Annotated in this window: 21 protein-coding genes; 9 read left to right on the top strand and 12 right to left on the bottom strand. The window is 60.6% G+C overall.

What is annotated here, in order from left to right:
- Positions 1-52 precede the first annotated feature (52 nt).
- Positions 53-1,024, bottom strand: a complete 972-nt coding sequence (locus tag AACR14_RS02560) for a response regulator (RefSeq protein ID WP_026034889.1) — start codon at positions 1,022-1,024, stop codon at positions 53-55.
- 239 nt (positions 1,025-1,263) lie between these two features.
- On the opposite strand from AACR14_RS02560, the gene AACR14_RS02555 reads away from it, so the two are divergent.
- From AACR14_RS02555 to AACR14_RS02545, 3 genes are all read left to right on the top strand, one after another.
- The gene (locus AACR14_RS02555; protein ID WP_019445023.1) at positions 1,264-1,962 is read left to right on the top strand and encodes a DnaT-like ssDNA-binding domain-containing protein; all 699 of its coding nucleotides are present in this window, start codon (positions 1,264-1,266) and stop codon (positions 1,960-1,962) included.
- 71 nt (positions 1,963-2,033) lie between these two features.
- On the top strand, positions 2,034-2,888 hold the full coding sequence (locus AACR14_RS02550; RefSeq protein ID WP_019445022.1) for a DnaA ATPase domain-containing protein: 855 nt from the start codon (positions 2,034-2,036) through the stop codon (positions 2,886-2,888).
- Positions 2,889-3,021: 133 nt separating this feature from the next.
- Entirely contained in the window at positions 3,022-3,657 is a 636-nt protein-coding gene (locus AACR14_RS02545) for an NAD(P)-dependent oxidoreductase (RefSeq protein WP_019445021.1), read from the top strand.
- A 110-nt stretch (positions 3,658-3,767) separates the two neighbouring features.
- On the opposite strand, the gene AACR14_RS02540 is transcribed toward AACR14_RS02545, so the two are convergent.
- From AACR14_RS02540 to AACR14_RS02525, 4 genes are all read right to left on the bottom strand, one after another.
- Positions 3,768-4,964 (bottom strand): ABC transporter permease, encoded by a 1,197-nt coding sequence (locus AACR14_RS02540; RefSeq protein WP_019445020.1) that lies wholly within the window; start codon positions 4,962-4,964, stop codon positions 3,768-3,770.
- Positions 4,964-6,118, bottom strand: a complete 1,155-nt coding sequence (locus AACR14_RS02535) for an ABC transporter permease (protein WP_019445019.1) — start codon at positions 6,116-6,118, stop codon at positions 4,964-4,966. The genes AACR14_RS02540 and AACR14_RS02535 overlap by 1 nt, the downstream gene beginning before the upstream one ends.
- On the bottom strand, positions 6,118-7,122 hold the full coding sequence (locus AACR14_RS02530) for an HlyD family secretion protein (RefSeq protein ID WP_019445018.1): 1,005 nt from the start codon (positions 7,120-7,122) through the stop codon (positions 6,118-6,120). Before AACR14_RS02530 ends, AACR14_RS02535 begins: the two co-directional genes overlap by 1 nt.
- Before the next feature lie 73 nt (positions 7,123-7,195).
- Positions 7,196-8,593, bottom strand: coding sequence for a TolC family protein (locus AACR14_RS02525; protein ID WP_019445017.1), 1,398 nt, complete (start codon positions 8,591-8,593; stop codon positions 7,196-7,198).
- Positions 8,594-8,885: 292 nt separating this feature from the next.
- Here AACR14_RS02525 and dusB point away from each other — a divergent pair, with 292 nt between their 5' ends.
- The 3 genes from dusB to AACR14_RS02510 all read left to right on the top strand — a co-directional run bounded on the left by dusB (position 8,886) and on the right by AACR14_RS02510 (position 11,168).
- Entirely contained in the window at positions 8,886-9,851 is a 966-nt protein-coding gene (dusB, locus tag AACR14_RS02520; protein ID WP_019445016.1) for a tRNA dihydrouridine synthase DusB, read from the top strand.
- Positions 9,852-9,877: 26 nt separating this feature from the next.
- Complete coding sequence (gene fis / locus AACR14_RS02515) at positions 9,878-10,174, top strand: DNA-binding transcriptional regulator Fis (RefSeq protein ID WP_005309538.1); 297 nt, start codon at positions 9,878-9,880, stop codon at positions 10,172-10,174.
- 112 nt (positions 10,175-10,286) lie between these two features.
- A complete protein-coding gene (locus AACR14_RS02510) occupies positions 10,287-11,168 on the top strand; it encodes a DMT family transporter (protein ID WP_019445015.1) in 882 nt (293 codons plus the stop codon).
- Positions 11,169-11,328: 160 nt separating this feature from the next.
- On the opposite strand, the gene AACR14_RS02505 is transcribed toward AACR14_RS02510, so the two are convergent.
- The 7 genes from AACR14_RS02505 to AACR14_RS02475 form a co-directional block, all read right to left on the bottom strand.
- Complete coding sequence (locus tag AACR14_RS02505) at positions 11,329-11,961, bottom strand: LysE family translocator (protein ID WP_019445014.1); 633 nt, start codon at positions 11,959-11,961, stop codon at positions 11,329-11,331.
- 104 nt (positions 11,962-12,065) lie between these two features.
- Positions 12,066-12,560, bottom strand: a complete 495-nt coding sequence (ilvN, locus tag AACR14_RS02500) for an acetolactate synthase small subunit (RefSeq protein WP_005311605.1) — start codon at positions 12,558-12,560, stop codon at positions 12,066-12,068.
- A 91-nt stretch (positions 12,561-12,651) separates the two neighbouring features.
- Positions 12,652-14,370, bottom strand: coding sequence for an acetolactate synthase 3 large subunit (locus AACR14_RS02495; protein WP_019445013.1), 1,719 nt, complete (start codon positions 14,368-14,370; stop codon positions 12,652-12,654).
- A gap of 390 nt (positions 14,371-14,760) precedes the next feature.
- Positions 14,761-14,913, bottom strand: a complete 153-nt coding sequence (locus tag AACR14_RS02490; RefSeq protein WP_005339147.1) for a hypothetical protein — start codon at positions 14,911-14,913, stop codon at positions 14,761-14,763.
- A gap of 37 nt (positions 14,914-14,950) precedes the next feature.
- On the bottom strand, positions 14,951-16,060 hold the full coding sequence (locus AACR14_RS02485; protein WP_019445012.1) for an MJ1255/VC2487 family glycosyltransferase: 1,110 nt from the start codon (positions 16,058-16,060) through the stop codon (positions 14,951-14,953).
- The gene (locus AACR14_RS02480; RefSeq protein ID WP_019445011.1) at positions 16,057-16,560 is read right to left on the bottom strand and encodes a phosphatase PAP2 family protein; all 504 of its coding nucleotides are present in this window, start codon (positions 16,558-16,560) and stop codon (positions 16,057-16,059) included. Before AACR14_RS02480 ends, AACR14_RS02485 begins: the two co-directional genes overlap by 4 nt.
- A gap of 126 nt (positions 16,561-16,686) precedes the next feature.
- Positions 16,687-17,307 carry a TetR/AcrR family transcriptional regulator gene (locus tag AACR14_RS02475; RefSeq protein WP_005349170.1) on the bottom strand — a complete coding sequence of 207 codons (621 nt, stop codon included), beginning with the start codon at positions 17,305-17,307 and terminating at the stop codon, positions 16,687-16,689.
- 408 nt (positions 17,308-17,715) lie between these two features.
- Between AACR14_RS02475 and leuA the strand changes: the two genes are divergently transcribed.
- From leuA to leuC, 3 genes are all read left to right on the top strand, one after another.
- Positions 17,716-19,278 carry a 2-isopropylmalate synthase gene (leuA, locus tag AACR14_RS02470; RefSeq protein WP_019445010.1) on the top strand — a complete coding sequence of 521 codons (1,563 nt, stop codon included), beginning with the start codon at positions 17,716-17,718 and terminating at the stop codon, positions 19,276-19,278.
- Between the two features lie 132 nt (positions 19,279-19,410).
- Positions 19,411-20,496, top strand: a complete 1,086-nt coding sequence (leuB, locus tag AACR14_RS02465) for a 3-isopropylmalate dehydrogenase (RefSeq protein ID WP_019445009.1) — start codon at positions 19,411-19,413, stop codon at positions 20,494-20,496.
- 33 nt (positions 20,497-20,529) lie between these two features.
- On the top strand, positions 20,530-21,865 hold a 1,336-nt coding region (leuC, locus tag AACR14_RS02460), incomplete at its 3' end, for a 3-isopropylmalate dehydratase large subunit (RefSeq protein WP_019445008.1).

Below are 21,865 nucleotides of genomic sequence, written 5' to 3'. Positions count from 1 at the left end.
AACAGGGCGCCCATCGGCGCCCTGTTTGTTTTGGCCTGTTTATCAGGCGGCATCAGTGATGACGAACCTGCACATCCAGCGAGCCGCCGCTGTCGCTGCGAAACTGCAGGGCGAACGGTTCATGCCAGCTACGTTTGTGCAGGGCGTAGTGGCTACTGCGCATCAGGCCAAGGGGTAAGCCGCCTGAGCGCATCAGCCAATGGGGAGAAGTGAGCCCTGCGTTGGCAAACACCAGCCCATCATGCTGATCAAACAGCAGCGCCGCCATGGCAAAAGAGTGGCGAAGCCCGGACGCCATCAACTGATGGTTGAGGTAGTCGAGCAACCGGTGCGGCTGGCTCAGCAACCGGCTCTCGTTCTGCTGAAACTGGCGGTAGGGGACGTTCATCAAGGATCGCACCAGTGCCCCACAAAATGCCGCATCCGTCCCCATGATCGGCAGTTCCATCACCAGCACCAGCAGCTTGTCTTCCACCTTGAAGGTATCTGGAATAAACAACTGCCCCAGCCCCTTGAACGTCACCTGCCAGGGGCCCCACTCCTGCAAGCCCGGCGGCTTGAGCCCCGCCAGCAGGCGGCTGGCCGCCTTATCGTGGGCACTGAAATAGTCGATGTGACCCATCAGTTCCAACTGCTGCGCCCGGTTGCCGCTGCCGTTGAGACACTGTTCGATGCTGCGCTCTACCAGCGCGTAATCCTCAAGGGGTTTGAGCAGATAGTCCCGCGCACCGGCACGCAAGGCGCTGGCAACCGCCTCCATAGTGCTCTGGGCCGAAATAACGATAACCGGAATATGGGGATAGCGCGCAGAGAGGCAGGCGATCACCTCGTGGCCATCCATATTGGGCATATTGAGATCGCAGAGCACCACATCAGGATGGTAGAGGGCCGCCGCCGATAGCCCCTCAATACCATCTTCGGCCTGAAAGACCGTTGCCCCGTCCCGTGCGAGGTAACTCACTAGCGAGTGGCGAAAAACGGCTTCGTCCTCCACCACCAGGATCCGTAGCCCGGCTCTTAACATCTTGATAAAGCTCTTATTAGTCAATTGGTTATTTAGGTATTAAGACTAGTTCAAAAGTGAGGTATCCGCGGAAACGATGCGTCAAAAATAGACCCTGGTCAGGTTCTGAGCGACAGATTGCTCTATTAACAACCACATAGCAGCACAACCTCTCCCCACAATGTCGCTACCTCCATGCGAATTGTGCAAGCCCCTGCCATAGGGGATAATGGCCGCCACACAAGCGCATAAAGAAGACCATGACTCCAGCCGAATACAGTGCCCTCTCCCACCCCAGATTGTCCCACCCGGCCCGCAGCCTCTATACCCTGCAGCTGCGCCGACTGGTGCTGGAAAATCAGCTGGCCAGGCTCAACTACCCCGAACTCGGCCGGGCGCTGGCGGTGGTCGACCCGGGCGATCCCAGCGCCTTCTCGTTTCAGGTCAATGCCCGCCAACTCACCGAGCTTTTCGATGAACTGATGGAGGCGGGCCTGCTGCAAGTCGAGGCTCAGCCCGAGAGTGAGCACTACCATCAGTGCCCGTTCCAGTTGCCACTGCTGACCCAGAAATTGCGCAGCCCGCTGCCGGAACGCCCCTTCCAGATGCATCTGCAATGGCGACCGGACGAAGAGCTGCCCGCCCTCGCCCGTCTGTGCGGGGTGATCGATGCCAGCTATAGCGAAGAAGATCTGGGGGAGTTTATCGCCTACTGGCTGGGGCGCCCCGAGGTGTTCGACTCCCAGCATCAATGGATGCTCAAGTTCATTCGCGCCCTCAAGACCCGCCGCTATACCCGTCGCAAACCGATGGAGGTGCAGGGCTACCAGCAGGTGACGCCGGCCCCGGCAGAGTCGGGCCCCAGCAAACGGGCCCAACAGATGATTGAAGAGGCCAAGCGACTGGCCCAACAGCAGACGCAAGAACCCGCAGCGCAGCAGGAGCCGGATAATGATTGATAGCGGCCCCCGCCTGCAGGCAGAATCAACCCCTTGTCTACCCATCCCTGATCGAGCAGAAGGAGCATTCCATGACTGACCCGCAAGATCCCCTGCGCCAGGAGCTGGAAGAGATCGAAGCCAAGCGCCAGAAGATCGCCAAGGCCAAGCAGGATCACCGCATTCACGACCCGGAATTGAGCCGCCATGTGGGTGGCCTGCTGGAGCGCATTCGTCGCCTGCAACAAGAGACCGGCGGCGGTCAGTATGACTACGAGACCCTGCGCAAGGAGTACGACGCCAAGGCCAACGCCGAGGTGCGCGAGCTGCAGAAGGCAGCCCGCCAGGAACGGATCCAGAAACTGATCGCCCAGGCCGACCTCAACCCCGACTGGGTGTTCGACAAAATGGATGCCACAGATCCGGCGCTGCAATACCCTATCGAAACCGCCCGTTACTTTATCAGCGGCTTCGAGCACTGGGAGAAGAGCGGTGGTGGCTGCATGCTGATCTACGGCGACTACGGCACCGGCAAGTCAACGCTGGCGGGAGCGGTGGCGCATGAGCTGATCGCCCGTCACCAGAAATCGGTGATCTTCCAGCAGTGGGCCTCCATCGTCGATCGGCTGTTCTTCAACGTGATCCCCGATCAGGACGAGCGCAACCAGTACCGCCGCGCGCTGGAAGAGGTGGATCTGCTGATCATTGATGAGGTATCGGCCAACCGCGCCAAAATGGCGGAGAGCCAGTCCAGCTTCCTCGGCCACCTGCTGCGCCGCCGTCGTAACCTGTCAAAGAGCGTCATCATCATCACCAACCACACGCCCCAGACCCTGCATCAGGCGATCGGTGATTTCAGCTATGAGGCGATCAAGGCATTCAATCCGGTGGATATCCACCTGAGTGGCCCCAGCCGTCGCCCCAGCATCGGCAACTACAACGGCTGATCCCTCCCAAAGAGTGCGAGTCGCTGGCGGCTCGCACTCTCTCCTCCCTGCCAGCTCACAAATAGAAACAACTCTCATTTACAACAGGCGAACAAGCCACTAGGCTAGCCCCTTTTGCCAAGGGAGCTCATCTATGCCAACCACACTGATTTTCGGAGCCAGCCGCGGGCTGGGCCGCACCTTTACTCACCACGCCCTGAGCCAGGGTCACCGGGTCGTTGCGCTGGTACGCAACCCCGAGATGGCCACCGAACTGAGTGCGCTGGGAGTCGAGGTGATCGAAGGGGATGCGCTGGATCTGGCTGCGGTGCAGCAGGCATGTGTTCTGGCGGGGCAAGATGCACAAGTCGTCTCTACCCTCGGCAGCTTCCGTCAAGCCGCGCCGGTGGACTATCAGGGCAACCGCCATGTGATCGATGCCATGGAGCAGGCAGGCCTGAAACGGCTGCTGCTGGTCACCTCCCTCGGCTGTGGCGACAGCTGGCAGTATCTGCCGGAGCGGGCCCGCGCCGCCTTCGGTCACGAGGTACGTCTCAAGAGTCTGGCGGAGAGCTGGCTGCAGACCAGCGCCCTCGCATGGACCATTCTTCGCCCGGCGGGCCTTCAGGATGGCGACACCACCGGCCGCGCCGAACTGAGTCAGGGCAAGGAGGTACACGGACTGGTACGCCGTGCCGATGTGGCCGCCCAAGGGCTGCGTCTGCTGGCGGATGAGACAGCGGTGGGACAGATCTACGCCATCGGGGATCCCGAACTCCAGCGCGGCTAAAGCAGCAGCAAAACCGCTTAACCCCACCACATAACAAAACGGTCAGCCCAAGGGCTGACCGTTTTCGCTTTACCGCACACGCCATCTCACGGGCGCTTGCACCATCCCGCTTAACCGGCGGTTGTTTCACCCTGCACGACTGACGGGCGAGCAACCGGCAACGACTGCTGCCGCTGGCGCAGCAGCAGGCAGGCCAGCACGCCGTAGAGCAGCGCCAGTTCCCATAACTGCCACCAGTAACGGGAAACCTGTTCAAAGCCAGCTCCCATCTGGTTGAGGCGCAGAAAACCCTCGATGGCCGGGATAGTGGGCACCCACTGAGCCAGCCAGTTGAGAGGCGCCGGGATCAGCTCCAGCGGCCAGATAAAGCCCGCCAGAAAGACCAGCGGCAGGGAGGATATGAGCACTACCTGAGTGGGCAGATCCCGCCGGGTAAATATCGCGCCGAGCACCACGCCAAACCAGCAGGTCGCCAGCAGGAATGGCAGGGCGAACAGCCAAAGCTGCACCGGATCTGCATGACGAGCGATATTGTAGTGATCGAAGCAGAAGCCGAGGAAGTAGCTCACCGGCAGCAGGAACAACCCCGCCAGCACCAGGGTTCTGGCCAGCAGCAGCGGCAACACCGGCGCGCTTTGCCAGTAACCATGCTCGCCGCGACAGCTGCGCTGGTTCTGGGTCGCCCCCAGGATCCCCGCCCCCATCAGCAACACCTGATGGAGGATCAGCACGAACACCGCCGGCACCACGTAGTTGACGTAGCCCATAGTGGGGTTGAACACCGGCACCACGTTGAGGGCCACAGCATTCCAGCCCATCGCCGCTTGTGGCAGCGCCTCGCCGTGGCTCAACAGCCGCGCCACCTTCACCTGCGCGGCGAGTGTGCCGCCGGCCTGCGCCAGCCCCTCGGCAATGGTGCCGTAGACCAGAAAGTAGGAGGCATCACCGGCATAGCTCAGGGTGACGCTCTTGCCCAGCATCAGATCCCGATAGAAGTGGTTGGGGATATGCAGGATCCCGCTCGCCTTCCCGGCCATCATCAGCTGCCGCGCTTCATCCAGCGAATTGGCCCGCGCTACCAGCTTCACCTGCGGCGTGGCATCGGCCATAAACTCCAGCTGGCGCGACAGCTGACTGCCATCTTCGTTGACCACCACCACCGCCTCTTCCCGCGGCAACTGATGCAGATAGGGCTGGGGATAGAGAAACGAGTAGAAGATCACCCCGCCAAACAGGGTGAGCATGATGGCGCGATCCGCCAGCAGGGTGCGCAGCTCTAGGCGCAACAGATCGACAAATCCCAGCATCACTCAGGCTCCTTTTCGGCGATTGCCACTGCGGCTGATTGACGGGCAAGCTCGGCCTGCTGCTTGTAACGGCGTACCACCAGCAACAGGGGGAGCAGGAACAGCAGCAGCGCTCCCAGTTGCGGTAGCGCCGATGCGAGAGGCAGACCGTAGTTGCTCTGACCAATCTGCAGCTCCACATAGTGAGAGACCGGCAACAGGCTGCGCCAGAAGCGGGCGAAATCTCCCATGGCACTCACCGGAAAGGTGACCCCCATAAAGGCGAAACCGGGCGCAGTGTAAGCCCCCGCTAACGACAGGGCACGGGCCGGATCCCGGATGATGCCGTAGAAAAAGGCCCCCATGGTGACGCAGGCTGCCGAGGCGAGCCCCAGACCCACCACCAGCACCAGCCATCTGCCGTGCATGGGGTAGGAGAAGCCCTTGAACAGCAGCAGCGTCCAGACAATCCCCCAGCCCCAGCCAATCAGCACGTGGGGCAGCAGGGTGCGCCAGAGGCCAAACCAGACACCACGAGTGGTCCAGTCCAGCCCCAGCCGATCGGTACGGGCCAGCGCATTGAGGCCGAACAGCACCACCAGGATCTGCCATACCGCGGGCAGAATGGCACTCAGCAGAAACTGGGCGTAGCTGGAGTTGAGGTTATAGAGCGCCGTCACCTGACTGCTGATGGGCACAGACTGTCCAATCGCACCGGGCAGCGCCTTGCCGTCAGCCATCGCCTCCAGCACGCCCACCTGACCGTTAAGAGTGCCTACCACCTGCGCCAGCGCAGAGTTGACCAGCTTGGCGATCAGGATGAACTGGCCGTTGTTGAACACCGTCACCTGCGGCTGGGTACCCTGACGGGCATCCCGCTCCAGATGGTTGGGGAGCACCACCAGCGCATAGATGTCGCCACCGCGCAGGGCTCGGGCGCCAGCATCGATGGAGTCAAACTGTTGCGCCACCTTGAGCCCGGCCGAACCATCCAGCGAGAAGGCGAGCTGGCGCGACAGCATGCTGTGGTCGAGATCCACCAGCCCCACCTTGAGGTCGCGGGCCAGCCCTGCCGAGAAGATCCAGCAGAGGATCCCCATCAGCAGCAGCGGCACCCAGCTCATCAGGGCACGGCTGAACGGATCCTGCCACAGCAGCCGAAATTCACGTCCCATCAGAGTTCAACCAGCACACTCATGCCAACCCGCAGCCCCTCAACCGGTTGCAGCGGGCGAGCCTCCACCTGGAAGCTCTTCATATCGAAACCCTGACGGGTATCGGTGGCACGCCAGGTGGCAAAATCCCCCATCACGGCCACATGGGTCACCTTGAAGCGTACGGTCTGGTCGCCAAGGCCTGGGATGCGGGCATCGAACTCGGTACCGACCGGGAAGCGGGGCAGCAGATCCTCGCGAACGTGGAACTGGGCCCAGGCATCGCTCATATCAAGCAGGGTCACCACCGGGAAACCTTGTGGTGCCAGCTCGCCGCTGCGCAGCAACACCTGACTCACTTCACCATTGTGGGGGCTGGTGATGCGGGTATCGGCCAGATAGGCTTCAACCTCGGCAACAGAACCCGCCGCCATCTTGGCCTTCTCGCGAGCGGCGATCTTGGTCTCTTCCCGCGCCCCTTCCAACGCCATCTGGTACTGCTGCCACGCCATCCCTTCGCTGTAGCGGGCGGCTTGCCAGGCAGTCCAGGCCTCGTCGCGTTTTTGCAGCGGCATCACGCCGTCGCGGTGCAGACTGGCAACCCGCTCATAGGTCTTGCCACGCAGCTGGGCGGCAGCCTTGGCTTTTTGCCACTGATCCTTGGCAGCGGCGATCTGCTGGGCTCGGGCCCCTTTCTCGGCCTCTTGCGCCAGCGCACCCGCAGCGGCCTCACCGGCCTTGGCCTGGCTCAGCTTGGCTTCAATCTCGGGGCTCGCCAGGGTAAAGACCAGTTGATCCTTGGTCAGCTGATCGCCCTTTTTAACCAGCACCTCGTCGATGCGGCCCGGCACCTTGGAGGAGACCGAATATTGCTGCGCTTCAATCTGCCCTTGCAGATGCACCGGCTCCGGCTGATAAGCGAGCCAGAAGCGCCAGCCCAGCCAGACCACCAGGATCACCAGCACCAGCGGCATCAACAGCGGTTTACCCTGGCTCATCTTCTTTTTGATGGGGGGATGGCTCATCACTTCACCTCGACAAACAGGCGACCCTTGGCGGTCGAAACAGAGATAGAAAAAGGAACGGACTGGAGTGCGATCATGAGTTCACCTCGATCACCTGACCGTGTTGATATTGATTGAAACTGTTCATCTGGCCGGAGAGGGCCAGCAGGCGGGCCAGCGATACCACATATTGATAGGCCGCCGCCGCGCGCTGGGTCTTGACCCCCGCCAGCTGGTTTTGGGCATCCACCACATCAAGGGAGGTAGAAAGCCCCTGCCCGAATGCCTTGTCCCGCAGCAGCACGTTCTCCTCGGCCAGCGCCTGGGTAGAAGAGAGGGATTGATACTCCTCCAGCCCCTGCGCCGCTTCGCGCCAGGTCTTCTCCACCAGCAGCTTCAGATCATCGCGAGTCTTGGCCTGCAGCAGATTGACCTGCAGCTCGGCGCTCTTGGCGGCCTGCACCGTCTCGGAGCGGCCATCACGGCTCACCAGCGGCATGCTGACCCCCACCCCCACCAGCCAGTCCGGCGCGGTCTTGGAGGCGAGTGAATCATCTTCATAGAGGTTGTAGTTGCCGAACAGGAACACCTCGGGGGCATATTTGCCCTGCTCGACCCGGATCAGCCCCTTGGCCTGCTCCTTCTTGGCAGTGAGCAGCTTGAGACCGGGGTGCACCTCCAGGGTCTGGCTCACCAACCCCTCAAGGCGCGGCAGCTCCTTGTTGACGAACAGGCCGCTGCCCGGCTGGGCATTTGGCAACTTCAGCATGCGGCCGAGGGCCAGTTCGGCGATCTCGAGGCTGCGGCGCGCCTTCTGGGTATCGATGCGCGCTCTGTCATAGGCCGACTGGGCGGAGAGGCGCTCCACCCTGGCTATCTGCCCCTGTGCTTCGAGCTTCTTGGCGTGATCCAGATGGTGGGCGAGCCCCTCTTCGATCTCCTGTTTGGTCTGCACCACCTGAGCAGCCAGCACCACGCCGAAATAGGTCTGGGAGAGGCTCTCGAAGGTGGATTGCTGCTTGAGCACCAGCAGCTGCTGCGCCTCGCTCACCTGCGCCTGGCGGATATCCTGCGCCGCATCGATGCGACCACCTGCAAACAGCGGCCAGAGCATCTTGACCGAGCTGGTCACTACATTCTGTTTGGTCAGGGGGGTGACAAATGCGTTGGCCCCGACCCCGAACAGGCTGCCGAGCGCCAGGATCAGATCTTTCTGCTTGGCCAACGGATTGAGATCGAGGGCATCAAGTTCAATCGGCTGATCAAGATGGGTATAGCTGGCCCCCAGATCCACCTTGGGCAGATACATGTCCTTGGCCGCCTCGCGCAGCTGTTTGGCCCGATCGACCCCGGCCTGCTCGGCAGCCAACCCTTCATCCTGCTGGATGACCCGGGTCCAGGCTTCACCGAAGCTGATGGTCTGCGCCTGCGCCGACCCCAGCACGGCCCCCAGCAGACACGGCAAGAGTGATTTAATGAACCTTGACGTCATAGATCCCCAATCCGCTTTTGTTGCATAAATGTTTGGAGCATTTGCTCGACTTAAGCCCGCTATCATAACGCAAAGCGGGCCTGCAAGTGGACTGACAATTATGCAGGCGTCCGACCCGAATGGTACAGCGCTCACTCTCCGGCAATCTGGCCGTTTTTCAATAACTCCAGAATTTGCAAGCCTTGGCGCGACGTTTTTTTCAGAAAAAAATGGCTGACGCTCAAATACTAACCTTTTCTCCTGCCTAAAAAATGCGTAATATACGCCGCCCTAAGCCGATGGTAACCGTGGAATGCAGATAGGTCCCCACACGCTTGAAACTCCCTTGATTGTGGCTCCCATGGCCGGTGTAACTGACCGACCATTCCGTGAACTTTGTTTGCGATTGGGGGCTGGCATGGCCGTTTCCGAGATGCTGCTGGCCAACCCGGATGTCTGGGATACCCAGAAAACCCGGATGAGGATGGATCACTCTGCAGAAGGCGGATTGCGATCGGTCCAGATTGCCGGAGCCGACCCCGAGATGATGGCGTTTGCTGCCCGCTACAACGTGGAGCAGGGCGCACAGATCGTCGACATCAACATGGGATGTCCGGCAAAAAAAGTGAATAAGAAGTTGGCAGGTTCTGCCCTGCTGCGCGCCCCCGATCAGGTCAAAGCAATTTGCCGGGCCGTGGTGGATGCAGTGGAGGTGCCTGTCACCTTGAAGATCCGCACAGGATGGGATCCGGATAACCGCAATGGCGTGGAGATCGCCCGAATCGCCGAAGATTGCGGTATCGCGGCCCTTGCCGTGCATGGTCGTACCCGTGCCTGCCTCTACAAGGGCGAAGCGGAGTACGACACGATCAGGGCGATTAAGCAGGCCGTATCGATTCCTGTTGTCGCCAATGGTGACATCAACAGCCCGGAGAAAGCCCGGTATGTCCTCGACTATACCGGCGTTGACGCCGTGATGATCGGCCGAGCTGCGCAAGGACGACCCTGGATTTTCCGGGAAATCCGTCATTTTCTTGAGACGGGCACCAAGCTGCCGCCTCCCGAGAGGGAAGAGGTTCGCACCCTGATGAACGAGCATGTAACCAACCTGCACCGGTTTTATGGTGCATATCTGGGAGCGCGCATAGCCCGTAAACACGTGGGCTGGTATCTGGATGAAGAAGAGACGGGCCGAGAATTCCGTAAGCACTTCAATGCCCTGGATTGCGCAGACGCGCAACTTGAGGCACTCGAAGCGTATTTCGATGGATTAGGTTAACAAGATAACTAAAGAGCCGACCGAATATGTTCGAACAAACCCTGACTTCTGATGCATTGGTAACAACTACTCACAATCACGCTGCCGAGCCGACCCAGCGCCCCCTGCGTGACTCTGTGCAACAGGCCCTGCGTAACTACCTGGCCCAGTTGAACGGTCAGGAAGTGATTGATCTGTACGATATGGTTCTCTCCGAAGTCGAAGCGCCGATGCTGGACGTGATCATGCAGTACACCCGTGGTAACCAGACTCGCGCTGCCGTGATGATGGGTATCAACCGTGGCACCCTGCGCAAGAAGCTCAAGCGTTACGGCATGAACTGATTGCTGGCCGCGAGCCGCGACGGCGGTTCAAGGCTGATGCGAAAGGCGCCAGGTAGCAATACCTGGCGCCTTTCCTTTATGCTCTCCCATCCATTTCACCATGACGACCCCGATGAACCGCACTCCCCTGCTGCTGATGGTACTGGTCACCCTGCTGGCCGCCGCCGGCTGGCTCTTCTCGAAAGAGGCGATCCGCGAACTGCCCCCTGCCGCCTTTATCGGCAGCCGCTTCCTGCTGGCGGCACTGCTGTTGCTCCCCTTGGCTTGGTTGCGTGAACCGCCGCCGACTCGCGCCCAACTGGTGCGCGCTGCCGGTTGCGGCACATTGCTCGGTGCCAGCCTGCTGCTGTGGGTCACCGCCATCAGCCAGAGCGATGCGCTGGGCAGCGGCGCCTTTATCATGAGCGTCGCCACCCTGATGGCCCCGCTGGCCGCATGGGGAGCCTTTCGGGCCAAGCCCGGCCGCCACTACTGGCTCACCCTGCCCATCGCCATCGCCGGTTTGCTGCTGCTCTCCAGCAGTACCCACTGGGGCGTGTCGCTCTCGCTGTTCTGGTTTCTGGCGGCGGCCACCACCCTCGGTATCCAGCTTGCCGTCCATCGCCACTTCGCCCAATCCATTGCCCCCACCTGGCTCACCTGCATCCAGCTGGCGATGACCGGCCTGCTCGGCACCCTGCTCTCCCTGCTGACCGAACAGTGGCCCGAGGCTGGAGTCAGCCACGGCATCTGGGGCTGGTTTGTGGCGAGCGTCTTGATCGCCACCACATTGCGCTACTGGCTGCTCACCCATGCATTGAGCAAGATGACCACCGCCCACGCCGCCCTGATGATGCTGCTGGAACCGGTCTGGACTCTGCTGCTGAGCACCCTCTTCTATAGCGAACCGCTCGGTGGCGCCAAACTGGCCGGTGCCGGACTGGTGCTCGGCGCCCTGGTGCTCTACCAACTGCCCCTGCTGCTGCGCAGTCGCACGCTGAAACCGGCACGCTAGCTGCCCACTGCAAACGCCTCTATGCGGATGAAACAACCAACGAAAAGGGGCCTGCAGTTGCAAGCCCCTTTTGTTGCATTGTCACGGCGAACTGCTTGGGCCATGCTCTCGACTCGACCCTGTGCGTCAGATCCCTTCTTGAACGTCTCCTGGCCGCCAGTTAGCGGCTTGAAAGAGCCAGCTTGATCCCGAGCCCGACAAACAGGGTGCCGATGCCCCGGTTGAGCCAGCGGCCAAGACGCAGTGACAGCCGTACTTTGTGACTGGCATAGACGGTGGTAAAGACCAGCAAGTGACACCAGATGATGCCGCCCAGGTTGAAGATGCAACCAAGCAGGATAAATGCGGGCGCCTTGTCGGGGGCATCCGGCGCGATGAACTGGGGCACGAAGGCGAGGAAAAAGAGCGCCACCTTGGGGTTGAGCACATTAGTCAGCATCCCCTGCCGGTAAATCTGGCCATAGGATAGGGCGGGCAAGGTGATCCCTCTCTCCATGGAACCCGTTGCTTGCTGGCGCAGCAGAGAGAACCCCAGATAGATGAGGTAGATGGCACCAGCCAGCTTGATAAGGGCAAACAACTCGGCCGAGGCGCTGAGCAGGGCCGACAGACCGAGGGCCGCCGCCAGCACATGCACCATGACACCTGTGCCGATACCCAACGTCGCAACCGAACCGGCACGCCACCCTTGCGAGCCGCTGTGCAGCATGACCAGCAGGGAGTCCGGCCCCGGCATGATATTGAGCAGCAAGCCCGAGACCATAAACAGAGCAAGATCATGAATACCGAACATCATCCCTACCCTCGTAAAGCAAAACCAAACAAAGAGGGCTCCGCAGAGCCCTCTTTACTTTCACTCTGCGGAAGCTGACGCATCATCAGCTGTCCCGCCAGCCATCAGGGCCGCAACGCCTTGTCCGCCCGCGAGATGCCGCAGACGCCGGAGCGCACCACTTCGATGATCTCGTTGGTCTGGGCGGCAGTCTTGATAAAGGCATCCAGCTTCTCGCTGGTACCCACCAGCTGTACCGTGTACTGCTCGGGGGTGACGTCGACAATCTGGCCACGGAAAATATCCGCCAGCCGTTTCAGCTCGTCACGGGCTCCACCGGCGGCGCGCGCCTTGACCAGCGCGATCTCCCGCTCGATATGCTCCCCTTCGCTCAGGTCGCACACCTTGAGCACATCCACCAGTTTGTGCAGCTGCTTCTGGATCTGCTCCAGCACCCGCTCGTCACCCATGGTGACTATGGTCATGCGCGACAGGGTGGGATCCTCGGTCGGCGCCACCGTCAGGGTCTCGATGTTGTAGCCGCGCTGGGAGAAGAGACCCACCACCCGGCTCAGGGCGCCGGATTCGTTCTCCAGCAGTACTGAAATGATGTGTCTCATGATATTTCCCCCGCCTTGCTCAGCCACATCTCGTCCTTGATGGAACCAAACTTGAGCTCCTTGAGCACGACCGAAATAATATGTTCCATCGTCAGGTTCTCTCCGTCTTGCTCAGCCACATCTCGTCCATGGCGCCAAACTTGATCTGCATCGGATAGACGTGCTCATCCGGGTCGACCGAGATATCCATGAACACCAGCCGATCCTTCATGGCGAAGGCCTTCTCCATGGCGCTCTCCAGCTCCGCCGGATCGCTCACCGCGATACCGACGTGGCCGTAGGCTTCCGCCAGTTTGACGAAGTCCGGCAGGGACTCCATGTAGGAGTGGCTGTGACGACCGCCGTAGAACATCTTCTGCCACTGCTTGACCATGCCCAGCGCACGGTTGTTGATGGAGATGATCTTGATGGGCACCCCGTACTGCATGCAGGTCGAGAGCTCCTGAATGTTCATCTGCACCGAGCCATCGCCGGTGACGCAGCAGACCACCGCATCCGGGTTGGCAAACTGGGCCCCCATGGCGGCCGGAATGCCAAAGCCCATGGTGCCGAGGCCACCGGAGTTAATCCACTGGCGCGGTTTGGCAAACGGGTAGTAGAGGGCAGCAAACATCTGGTGCTGGCCGACGTCGGAGGCGACGAACGCCTGACCCTGAGTCACCTTGTAGAGGGTCTCGATCACCTGTTGCGGCTTGATCTGGGTAGCCGACTTTTCGTAGGCCAGACAGTGACGGGAGCGCCACTGGTTGATCTGGTTCCACCAGTCCGCCAGCGCCTCCTTGTCGTTATCGAAGCCACACTCGCGGATCACTTCCAGCATCTGCTCCAGCACAGTTTCCACCGAGCCGACGATGGGCACATGGGCCTGCACCGTCTTGGAGATGGAGGTGGGGTCGATATCGATATGAACCACGGTCGCATTGGGGCAGAACTTGGCCACGTTGTTGGTGACGCGGTCATCGAAGCGGGCACCGACGGCGAAGATGAGATCCGCGTTGTGCATGGTTTTGTTGGCTTCGAAGGTGCCGTGCATCCCCAGCATACCGATAAATTGCGGATGAACACCGGAGAAAGCCCCCAGTCCCATCAGGGTGGTGGTCACCGGCAGGTTCAGCAGCTCCGCCAGTTTGGTCACCAGATGGTCCGCATTGGCGTTGATGGCGCCACCGCCCACATACATCACCGGGCGCTGGGCATCCACCAGCAGCTTGGCTGCCCGCTTGATCTGGCCCTTGTGACCGGATTTGGTCGGGTTGTAGGAGCGCAGGGAGACCGTCTCGGGATACTGGTAGGGGAATTTCTCTTTCGGGTTCTGCACATCTTTGGGCAGATCCACCACCACCGGCCCCGGGCGGCCGCTGGCGGCGATGTAGTAGGCCTTCTTGATGGCCTCGGGAATATCGCTCGCCTTCTTGCACAGGAAGCTGTGCTTCACCACCGGGCGGGAGATACCGATCATGTCGGTCTCCTGGAACGCATCCTCACCGATCATGCTGGTCGGCACCTGACCGGAGAGGATCACCAGCGGAATGGAATCCATATAGGCGGTGGCAATACCGGTAATGCAGTTGGTCGCTCCCGGGCCTGACGTTACCAGCACAGTCCCCACCTTGCCGGTGGAACGGGCGTAACCGTCAGCCATGTGAACCGCGGCTTGCTCGTGCCGCACCAAGACATGCTCCATCTTGCCGTTTTCGAAGAGAGCGTCATAGATGTCGAGCACTGAGCCACCAGGGTAGCCGAAGACGTGCTCAACTCCCTGATCTTCCAGCGCTCTAACCACCATCTGGGCGCCTGATAACATCTCCATGATAAAGCCCTCCAGGCTTTGCTCCGTTTAGCGAATCCCGCCGACGATGCCGTGCTTCCCGGCACGGCCCGATCCGTTTCTTGTTGTTATCTGAATGCAGATCGGTCCAATTCAGCCCCGTCGACAGTAGAAAAAAAGGATTTTTCCGTCATTCACCCGAAAATAGGGTGAAAAACCAACTTAACCCGCTTCATAACGCTTGTCCACGGCTTTATCTGACCAGAACAGTCATACATTTCAACCGGCTATTAACATTCAATGACTTGCCGTAGCGACCATGAGACAAAAGGGAAGGAAGTCGGGGAATGGCCAGCGGATCATTCCGCTGAGGGGAAAAACAGCCACAAAAAAGCCCACCGCTCAGCGATGGGCTTGATGCCGAATGATGACTCAGTTCTCCTGATCCGGCTCCGCCAACCAGATCTGCTGATCCGGATCGGTCTCTTCACTGACCGAAATGCTGACACCCATATCGAGCAACTCGTGCAGGGTGAGATTGTCAGCCAGGTTCATGACTTCGCCGTTTTCATTGGTAAAGCGCATTTGCTCCGTCCTCTCCTTGGTGGGATCGCCTTTCAGTCTAGTCAACAACGCTCACTTGCGATAACCAGCAACTGGATAAACAGTCGCCCCCATCCAGCTCGCTCAGACGATCACTCACCTCCTCCGGAAACAGAGTGCGAGCCCAGAGCCGCCGCGACAGAGAGGCCACGCTCTCGTCAGCGCCCGCCGCCAGCCAGCGGGCCAGCTCCCCCGCTACATCGGGGTAACAGACAGCCCCCGGCGAGGCGCTGTCGAGCCAGGTACGCACCAGATTGGCGTCGAGCACATCCATCAGGGTCGCCAGCCCCATCATCTCCAGAGTCTTGCCATTGGTCAGCTGTTCGAACTGGCCGCCGAGGGGCTTGACCAGCAGCTTCTTGCCAAGGGTGAGCGCCTCGGAAGCCAGCTCGAAACCCGCGTTGGAGATGACGCCGCGACAACCGGCCAGCACGGCGATAAATCCGTGCCGCGATGGCGGTTCGAAGCGCAGGTTGCGCCATTGGCTAGGGGTGCGAATGGCGGGGTGAAAGCAGACGAAGCGCTGCTGACCAAAGCGCGACAACAGGGCGGCGATCGCCTCGGTCTGCTCGAACGGCAGATAGACCAGGATCTCGCCGTTATCCGGCGAAGCGGCGATAGGGTCGATCACCGGTGGCAGCAAGGGGTGACCGAAGTGAAACCAGTGCAGCCCGAGCGGCTGATCCACCGGAGCAAAGTGGCGCATCAGCTGACGGCTGACCCCATCCTCCCCCCAGCGCGGGATGGGCCAGTTGAAGCTGGCCTGATGGCTGACGGTGAGGCTCGGCTTGCCATAGCGGCGGGCAGCGTGGGCGGTCAGCGGCTCAAAATCGCTCACCACCAGATCGTATTCGCTGCAATCGAGAGACCGCAGATCCCGCCAGAAGGTGAGCGGCGAGGCGGCTTGCAGGGTGCGCCACGGAGAAACTCGCCCCTCGTGACTGACAAAAGTGAGGCCGGGAAAGGCGCGGTAGGCGCCGAACTCCTCCATGTCGAAGTAGCGGTCGGCGGGGCGGCCGCTAAAGAGATAATCCACCTCGACCCCTGCCGTGTGCAGCGCCCGCGCCAGGGTACGACTGCGACTGATATGACCGTTGCCGGTGCCTTGCACCCCAAACAGTATCCTCATGAGTGGCTCCAGCTGAGCGCCAGCACGGCGCAACCGCCCCCCAGCAGGACACCGGCTACCAAATCACTCAGGTAGTGTACCCCGAGCAGCAGCCGGGATGCTCCCACCAGCGCCGCCCAGCCAAACAGCAGGGGTGCCCAGAGCGGAAAGCCGGTGGCCAGTATGGTAGCCATCAGAAAAGCGGCAGCGGTGTGACCGGAGGGGAGGCTGTAACGATCGGAAGGAGTGATAAAGACCGGCAAGCCGACCGGCCGTTGCCGTTTCAGGCTGTTTTTCAGCAGCAGATAGAGGGGCAGTTCGATAGCGAAGGCAAGTAGCGCTAGTCGCACCAGCTCCCGCTCTGCCTCCCCCTGCCACCAGAGCAGGGCGGCCAGCACAGCGTAAAGCGGGCCATCGCCGGTGCGGGAAATGAGACGACTCACCCTCGCCTGCTGCCGGTTGTAGCCGTGAAGCAGGCAGACCCGGCACACCTGCAGGTCCCATTGCTGGATCTTGTTCATATCCCCTCCTTCCCTGAATTCTGCTTGCAGAGTAAGAAAGCGGGATGACGTTACGTTGAACAAGGGATAACAGATTTATGAAAAAAGGGCCGAATGGCCCTTTTTAATCTCGATGTTGCGGCAAAATCAGTGGCTGCCGCGCAGACCGGTCTCCATCAGACGGCAGTTGTGGTCCGCCAGACGGGCCATGAAGTGCTCATCCACTTTCAGGCCAAACACCTGCTCGTAGAGATCTTTCATCACGAATGGCTGCCACATCATGCTGAGGAAGGAGATCTTCAGCATGTCGGGATCCAGGTTGTCACCCAGCTCGCCGTTGGACTTCATGGTTTCCAGCAGGGCATCGAACTGCGGCAGCTGACGTTCCAGCAGGCGGTTCAGCACAAAATCCCGGCCCGGGCTCTTCTCGGTCGACAATGCGCTGGAGATGGCAGAGGTCAGCTCGCTGTTGGGCGCCATCACCTGATAGTAGGTGTTGAGCAGCTCGTTGAGGCTGTGATTGCTGTGTTCATCTTGCCAGGCATGGTCGAGGGGCTCGGCGACATCGCCCAACACCGCTTTGTAAAGACCCTCTTTACTGCCGAAGTAGTAGTGGATCATTGCCAGATTAGAGCCAGCAAGCTCCGCGATTTCGCGTGTAGTCACCTTGCTATAGGGAGTATTGAGAAAACGCTCACGGGCGGCAGCAAGCAACTTGTCACGAATGTCAGAACGTCCGACCGGACGACCAGGTCTACGTTTTTCCATTTAACACCTCAGATAATTCAGCCAATGCTGATAAGTCGATCTGGTTGTGCAGAGAATAGAGCACAGCAGGAATGACCAGATAATCGGTCATGGGCCGAATATGGGACAAGGAAATTTGCAATCCTTTACAATCCGATTAAATACGTCAGCAGATTGCCCCTGACCTTCCGTGTTGACACAGCATAAAAATCTCGATATTGGTAAAAGCGTTATCGACTGGAAGGAATAACAACGTCATGCGTATCGCCACCCCGCTACTACTAATCTCCCTAATCGCGTTAACTCGCGCGGGATCCTTGTAGCCGGGCTAAGGCATAGCCGGAATTTACAAAAACCCGTGCACCCTGCACGGGTTTTTTTATGCCGCCGCAGGATGCACGTTACCGAACTTAGGAAGAGGGAAGTCACATGTCAGATCGGGTCATCATATTCGACACCACCTTGCGTGATGGTGAGCAGGCCCTGGCGGCCAGTTTGACAGTCAAGGAGAAGCTGCAGATCGCCCAGGCACTGGAGCGGCTCGGTGTCGACGTCATGGAGGTGGGCTTCCCGGTCTCTTCTCCCGGCGATTTTCAATCGGTGCAGACCATCGCCCGCCACATCAAAAACAGCCGGGTCTGCGCCCTCGCCCGCGCCCTGCCCAAGGATATCGACGCCGCCGGCGAAGCCTTGCGGGTCGCCGAGGCGTTTCGCATCCACACCTTTATCTCCACCTCCTCCATCCATGTGGAGAGCAAGCTGAAAAAGAGCTTCGAGGATGTGCTGGAGATGGGGGTCGGCGCCATCAAGCACGCCCTGCGCTACACCGATGATGTGGAGTTCTCCTGCGAGGATGCAGGCCGCACGCCGATCGATAATCTCTGCCGCATGGTGGAGGCCGCCATCAGGGCCGGCGCCCGCACCATCAATATCCCGGATACCGTGGGCTACACGGTACCAACCGAGTTCTCCGGCATCATCCACACCCTGTTCAACCGGGTCCCCAACATCGACAAGGCGATCATCTCGGTCCACTGCCACGATGATCTGGGGCTCTCGGTGGCCAACTCCATCGGCGCGGTGCAGATGGGAGCCCGCCAGATCGAGTGCACCATCAACGGCATCGGTGAACGGGCGGGCAACTGCTCGCTGGAAGAGGTGGCGATGATCCTCAAAACCCGCGCCGACCTGCTCGGGGTGCAAACCAATATCCGCCACAACGAAATTCATCGCACCAGCACCCTCGTCAGCCAGCTGTGCAATATGCCGGTGCAGCCCAACAAGGCGATCGTCGGGGCCAACGCCTTTTCCCACAGCTCCGGCATCCATCAGGATGGAGTACTCAAGGCGAAAAATACCTACGAAATCATCACTCCCGAGAGCATCGGCCTGACTCAGAACAACCTCAACATGACCTCCCGCTCCGGCCGCCACGTCATCAAGCACCGGATGGAGTCCATGGGCTACGCCGAGAGCAGCTACGACCTCGACCACCTCTACGGCAAGTTCCTGACCCTGGCCGACAAGAAGGGGCAGGTATTCGACTACGACCTCGAAGCGCTGGCCTTCTTCAGCCAGATCCACGAAGAGCCGGAGCACTTCAAGCTGGAGTACCTCGGGGTACAGAGCGGCAGCTCGGTGCTGGCCACCGCCTCGGTCAAATTGAAGGTGGGACAGGATCTGATCTGTGAAGCGGCCACCGGCAATGGCCCGGTGGATGCGGTCTACCAGTGCATCAACCGCATCACCGGCTATGAGATCCGCATCGACAAATATGCCCTCAAGAGCAAGGGCGAAGGGGAAGATGCCCTCGGTCAGGTCGATATCGTCGCCGAGTACAAGGGGCGCAAATTCCACGGCATGGGACTGGCCACCGACATCATCGAATCCTCGGCCCATGCCCTGCTCCATGTGATCAACAGCATCTGGCGCGCCGATCAGGTAGCCGAGCAGATGGAACGCAATAACAGCATCAAATCAGAAACCGTCTGAGCAGGACTCGCAGCCACACAGACGGCATGGAATGACAACATCAGGACGGGGAACGTCTGAACCGGCAACCGCGCGCGGCGTTGGTAAAACCGGGCAGAGGGATCTCAAAGACAATATCAGGATGGAGAGTGTATGAGCAGTTATCGGATCGCAGTATTGCCGGGTGACGGCATTGGCCCGGAAGTGATGGCCGAGGCCGTCAAGGTGCTGGAGAAGGTGCAGGCCAGGTTCGGCCTCGCCTTCGAGTATGATCACCATGACGTGGGCGGCATCGCCATCGACAACCACGGCACCCCGCTGCCGCAAAGCACGATCAAAGGTTGTGAAGCGGCCGATGCCGTGCTGTTTGGCTCGGTAGGCGGCCCGAAATGGGAACATCTGCCCCCCAACGATCAGCCGGAGCGCGGTGCCCTGCTGCCCCTGCGCGCCCACTTCAAGCTGTTCTGCAACCTGCGTCCGGCCCGTATCTACACCGGCCTCGAGCAGTTCTCGCCCCTGCGTGCCGACATCTCGGATCGCGGTTTTGACATCGCCTGCGTGCGCGAGCTGACCGGTGGCATCTACTTCGGCCAACCCAAGGGGCGCGAGGGAGAAGGGGCGAACGAGAAGGCGTTCGATACCGAGGTATACCATCGCTTCGAGATTGAGCGCATCGCCAAGATTGCCTTTGAGTCGGCTCGTGTGCGCCGTGGCAAGGTCACCTCCATCGACAAGGCCAACGTGCTCGCCTCCTCCATTCTGTGGCGCGAGGTGGTGACGCAAGTCGCCAAGTCCTATCCGGACGTAACCCTCAACCATATGTATATCGACAACGCCACCATGCAGCTCATCAAGGATCCCTCCCAGTTCGACGTGCTGCTTTGCTCCAACCTGTTCGGTGACATCCTCTCCGACGAGTGCGCCATGATCACCGGCTCCATGGGCCTGCTCCCCTCTGCCAGCCTCAACGAATCGGGTTTCGGCCTGTTCGAACCGGCCGGTGGTTCGGCCCCGGATATCGCCGGCAAGGGTATTGCGAATCCCATTGCCCAGGTCCTCTCCGCCGCCCTGATGCTGCGTTACAGCTTAGGGATGGAGGCTGCCGCCCAGGCCATCGAGCAGGCCGTGGCCCAGACCCTGGCCGAGGGTTACTTCACCGCCGACCTGCATCAGGCCAGCGCCCGCCACCCGGTGCAGAGCACGTCCGAGATGGGTAGCCAGATCGCCGCCCGGATCTGAGCCGCATAACAGAGAACAAGGAAGAGAGAAGCAATGGCCAAGACCCTCTATCAGAAAGTATTCGACGCCCACGTGGTACGGGAAGTGGAAGGGGAGACCCCCCTCATCTACATCGACCGCCATCTGGTGCATGAAGTGACCAGCCCGCAGGCATTCGACGGCCTGCGCGCCATGAATCGCCAGCTGCGCCGCCCGGACCTGACCTGGGCCACCATGGATCACAACGTCTCCACCACCACCAAGGACATCGCCGCCTCCGGCGAGATGGCCCGCATCCAGATGGAGACGTTGGCCGACAACTGCAAGGAGTTCGGGGTTCGCCTCTACGATCTCAACCACAAATATCAGGGGATCGTCCATGTGATGGGCCCCGAGCTCGGCATCACCTTGCCCGGCACCACCATCGTCTGCGGCGACTCCCACACCGCCACTCACGGCGCCTTCGGCTCGCTGGCGTTTGGCATCGGCACTTCCGAAGTGGAACATGTGATGGCGACCCAGACCCTGAAACAGGGCCGCGCCAAGACCATGCGCATTTCGGTCAACGGCAAGCTGGCCGAGGGCATCAGTGCCAAGGACGTGGTACTGGCCATTATCGGCAAGGTCGGCCACGCCGGTGGTACCGGCTACGTGGTGGAGTTCGCTGGCGATGCCATTGCGAGCCTCTCCATGGAAGGGCGGATGACGGTGTGCAACATGGCCATCGAGCTGGGCGCCAAGGCGGGTATGATCGCTCCCGACCAGACCACCATCGACTACATTCGTGGCAAGGAGTTTGCCCCCAAGGGCGAGGTACTGGAGCAGGCCATCGCCTACTGGCAGAGCCTCAAGAGCGATGAAGGTGCCCGTTTCGATGCCGAAGTAGTGCTGGATGCCGCCGATATCGCCCCGCAGGTCACCTGGGGTACCAACCCGGGCCAGGTGATTGCCGTCAATGAGCCGATTCCGGCACCGGAATCCTTCAGCGATCTGATGGAGCAGCAGTCCGCCCGCAAGGCGCTCGCCTACATGGATTTGCAGCCAGGCCAGAAGCTCTCCGACGTTGCCATCGACAAGGTATTCATCGGTTCATGCACCAACAGCCGCATCGAGGATCTGCGCGCTGCCGCCGCCATCGCTCGCGGTCGCAAGGTAGCCGCTGGCGTGCAGGCGCTGGTGGTGCCGGGTTCCGAGCAGGTGAAGGCGCAGGCCGAAGCCGAGGGTCTGGACAAGATCTTCATCGAGGCCGGTTTTGAGTGGCGCCTGCCCGGCTGCTCCATGTGTCTGGCGATGAACAACGACCGGCTGCAACCGGGAGAGCGCTGCGCCTCCACCAGCAACCGCAACTTCGAAGGGCGTCAGGGCCGCGCCGGCCGCACCCATCTGGTCA

It is taken from the genome of Aeromonas sp. 159 (assembly GCF_963862045.1).
GTDB lineage: Bacteria > Pseudomonadota > Gammaproteobacteria > Enterobacterales > Aeromonadaceae > Aeromonas > Aeromonas veronii.
This window is presented reverse-complemented; position numbering and strand designations above follow the sequence as displayed.

Excerpts from the sequence above, each read along its gene's own strand:
- AACR14_RS02530 (WP_019445018.1), bottom strand. The coding sequence starts at position 7,122 with ATGAGCCATCCCCCCATCAAAAAGAAGATGAGCCAGGGTAAACCGCTG.
- leuB (WP_019445009.1), top strand. The coding sequence starts at position 19,411 with ATGAGCAGTTATCGGATCGCAGTATTGCCGGGTGACGGCATTGGCCCG.
- AACR14_RS02550 (WP_019445022.1), top strand. The coding sequence starts at position 2,034 with ATGACTGACCCGCAAGATCCCCTGCGCCAGGAGCTGGAAGAGATCGAA.
- AACR14_RS02525 (WP_019445017.1), bottom strand. The coding sequence starts at position 8,593 with ATGACGTCAAGGTTCATTAAATCACTCTTGCCGTGTCTGCTGGGGGCC.
- AACR14_RS02535 (WP_019445019.1), bottom strand. The coding sequence starts at position 6,118 with ATGGGACGTGAATTTCGGCTGCTGTGGCAGGATCCGTTCAGCCGTGCC.
- AACR14_RS02560 (WP_026034889.1), bottom strand. The coding sequence starts at position 1,024 with ATGTTAAGAGCCGGGCTACGGATCCTGGTGGTGGAGGACGAAGCCGTT.
- AACR14_RS02510 (WP_019445015.1), top strand. The coding sequence starts at position 10,287 with ATGAACCGCACTCCCCTGCTGCTGATGGTACTGGTCACCCTGCTGGCC.
- AACR14_RS02505 (WP_019445014.1), bottom strand. The coding sequence starts at position 11,961 with ATGTTCGGTATTCATGATCTTGCTCTGTTTATGGTCTCGGGCTTGCTG.
- ilvN (WP_005311605.1), bottom strand. The coding sequence starts at position 12,560 with ATGAGACACATCATTTCAGTACTGCTGGAGAACGAATCCGGCGCCCTG.
- AACR14_RS02555 (WP_019445023.1), top strand. The coding sequence starts at position 1,264 with ATGACTCCAGCCGAATACAGTGCCCTCTCCCACCCCAGATTGTCCCAC.
- fis (WP_005309538.1), top strand. The coding sequence starts at position 9,878 with ATGTTCGAACAAACCCTGACTTCTGATGCATTGGTAACAACTACTCAC.
- AACR14_RS02495 (WP_019445013.1), bottom strand. The coding sequence starts at position 14,370 with ATGGAGATGTTATCAGGCGCCCAGATGGTGGTTAGAGCGCTGGAAGAT.
- AACR14_RS02480 (WP_019445011.1), bottom strand. The coding sequence starts at position 16,560 with ATGAACAAGATCCAGCAATGGGACCTGCAGGTGTGCCGGGTCTGCCTG.
- AACR14_RS02485 (WP_019445012.1), bottom strand. The coding sequence starts at position 16,060 with ATGAGGATACTGTTTGGGGTGCAAGGCACCGGCAACGGTCATATCAGT.
- AACR14_RS02540 (WP_019445020.1), bottom strand. The coding sequence starts at position 4,964 with ATGCTGGGATTTGTCGATCTGTTGCGCCTAGAGCTGCGCACCCTGCTG.
- AACR14_RS02545 (WP_019445021.1), top strand. The coding sequence starts at position 3,022 with ATGCCAACCACACTGATTTTCGGAGCCAGCCGCGGGCTGGGCCGCACC.
- leuA (WP_019445010.1), top strand. The coding sequence starts at position 17,716 with ATGTCAGATCGGGTCATCATATTCGACACCACCTTGCGTGATGGTGAG.
- dusB (WP_019445016.1), top strand. The coding sequence starts at position 8,886 with ATGCAGATAGGTCCCCACACGCTTGAAACTCCCTTGATTGTGGCTCCC.
- AACR14_RS02475 (WP_005349170.1), bottom strand. The coding sequence starts at position 17,307 with ATGGAAAAACGTAGACCTGGTCGTCCGGTCGGACGTTCTGACATTCGT.
- AACR14_RS02490 (WP_005339147.1), bottom strand. The coding sequence starts at position 14,913 with ATGCGCTTTACCAATGAAAACGGCGAAGTCATGAACCTGGCTGACAAT.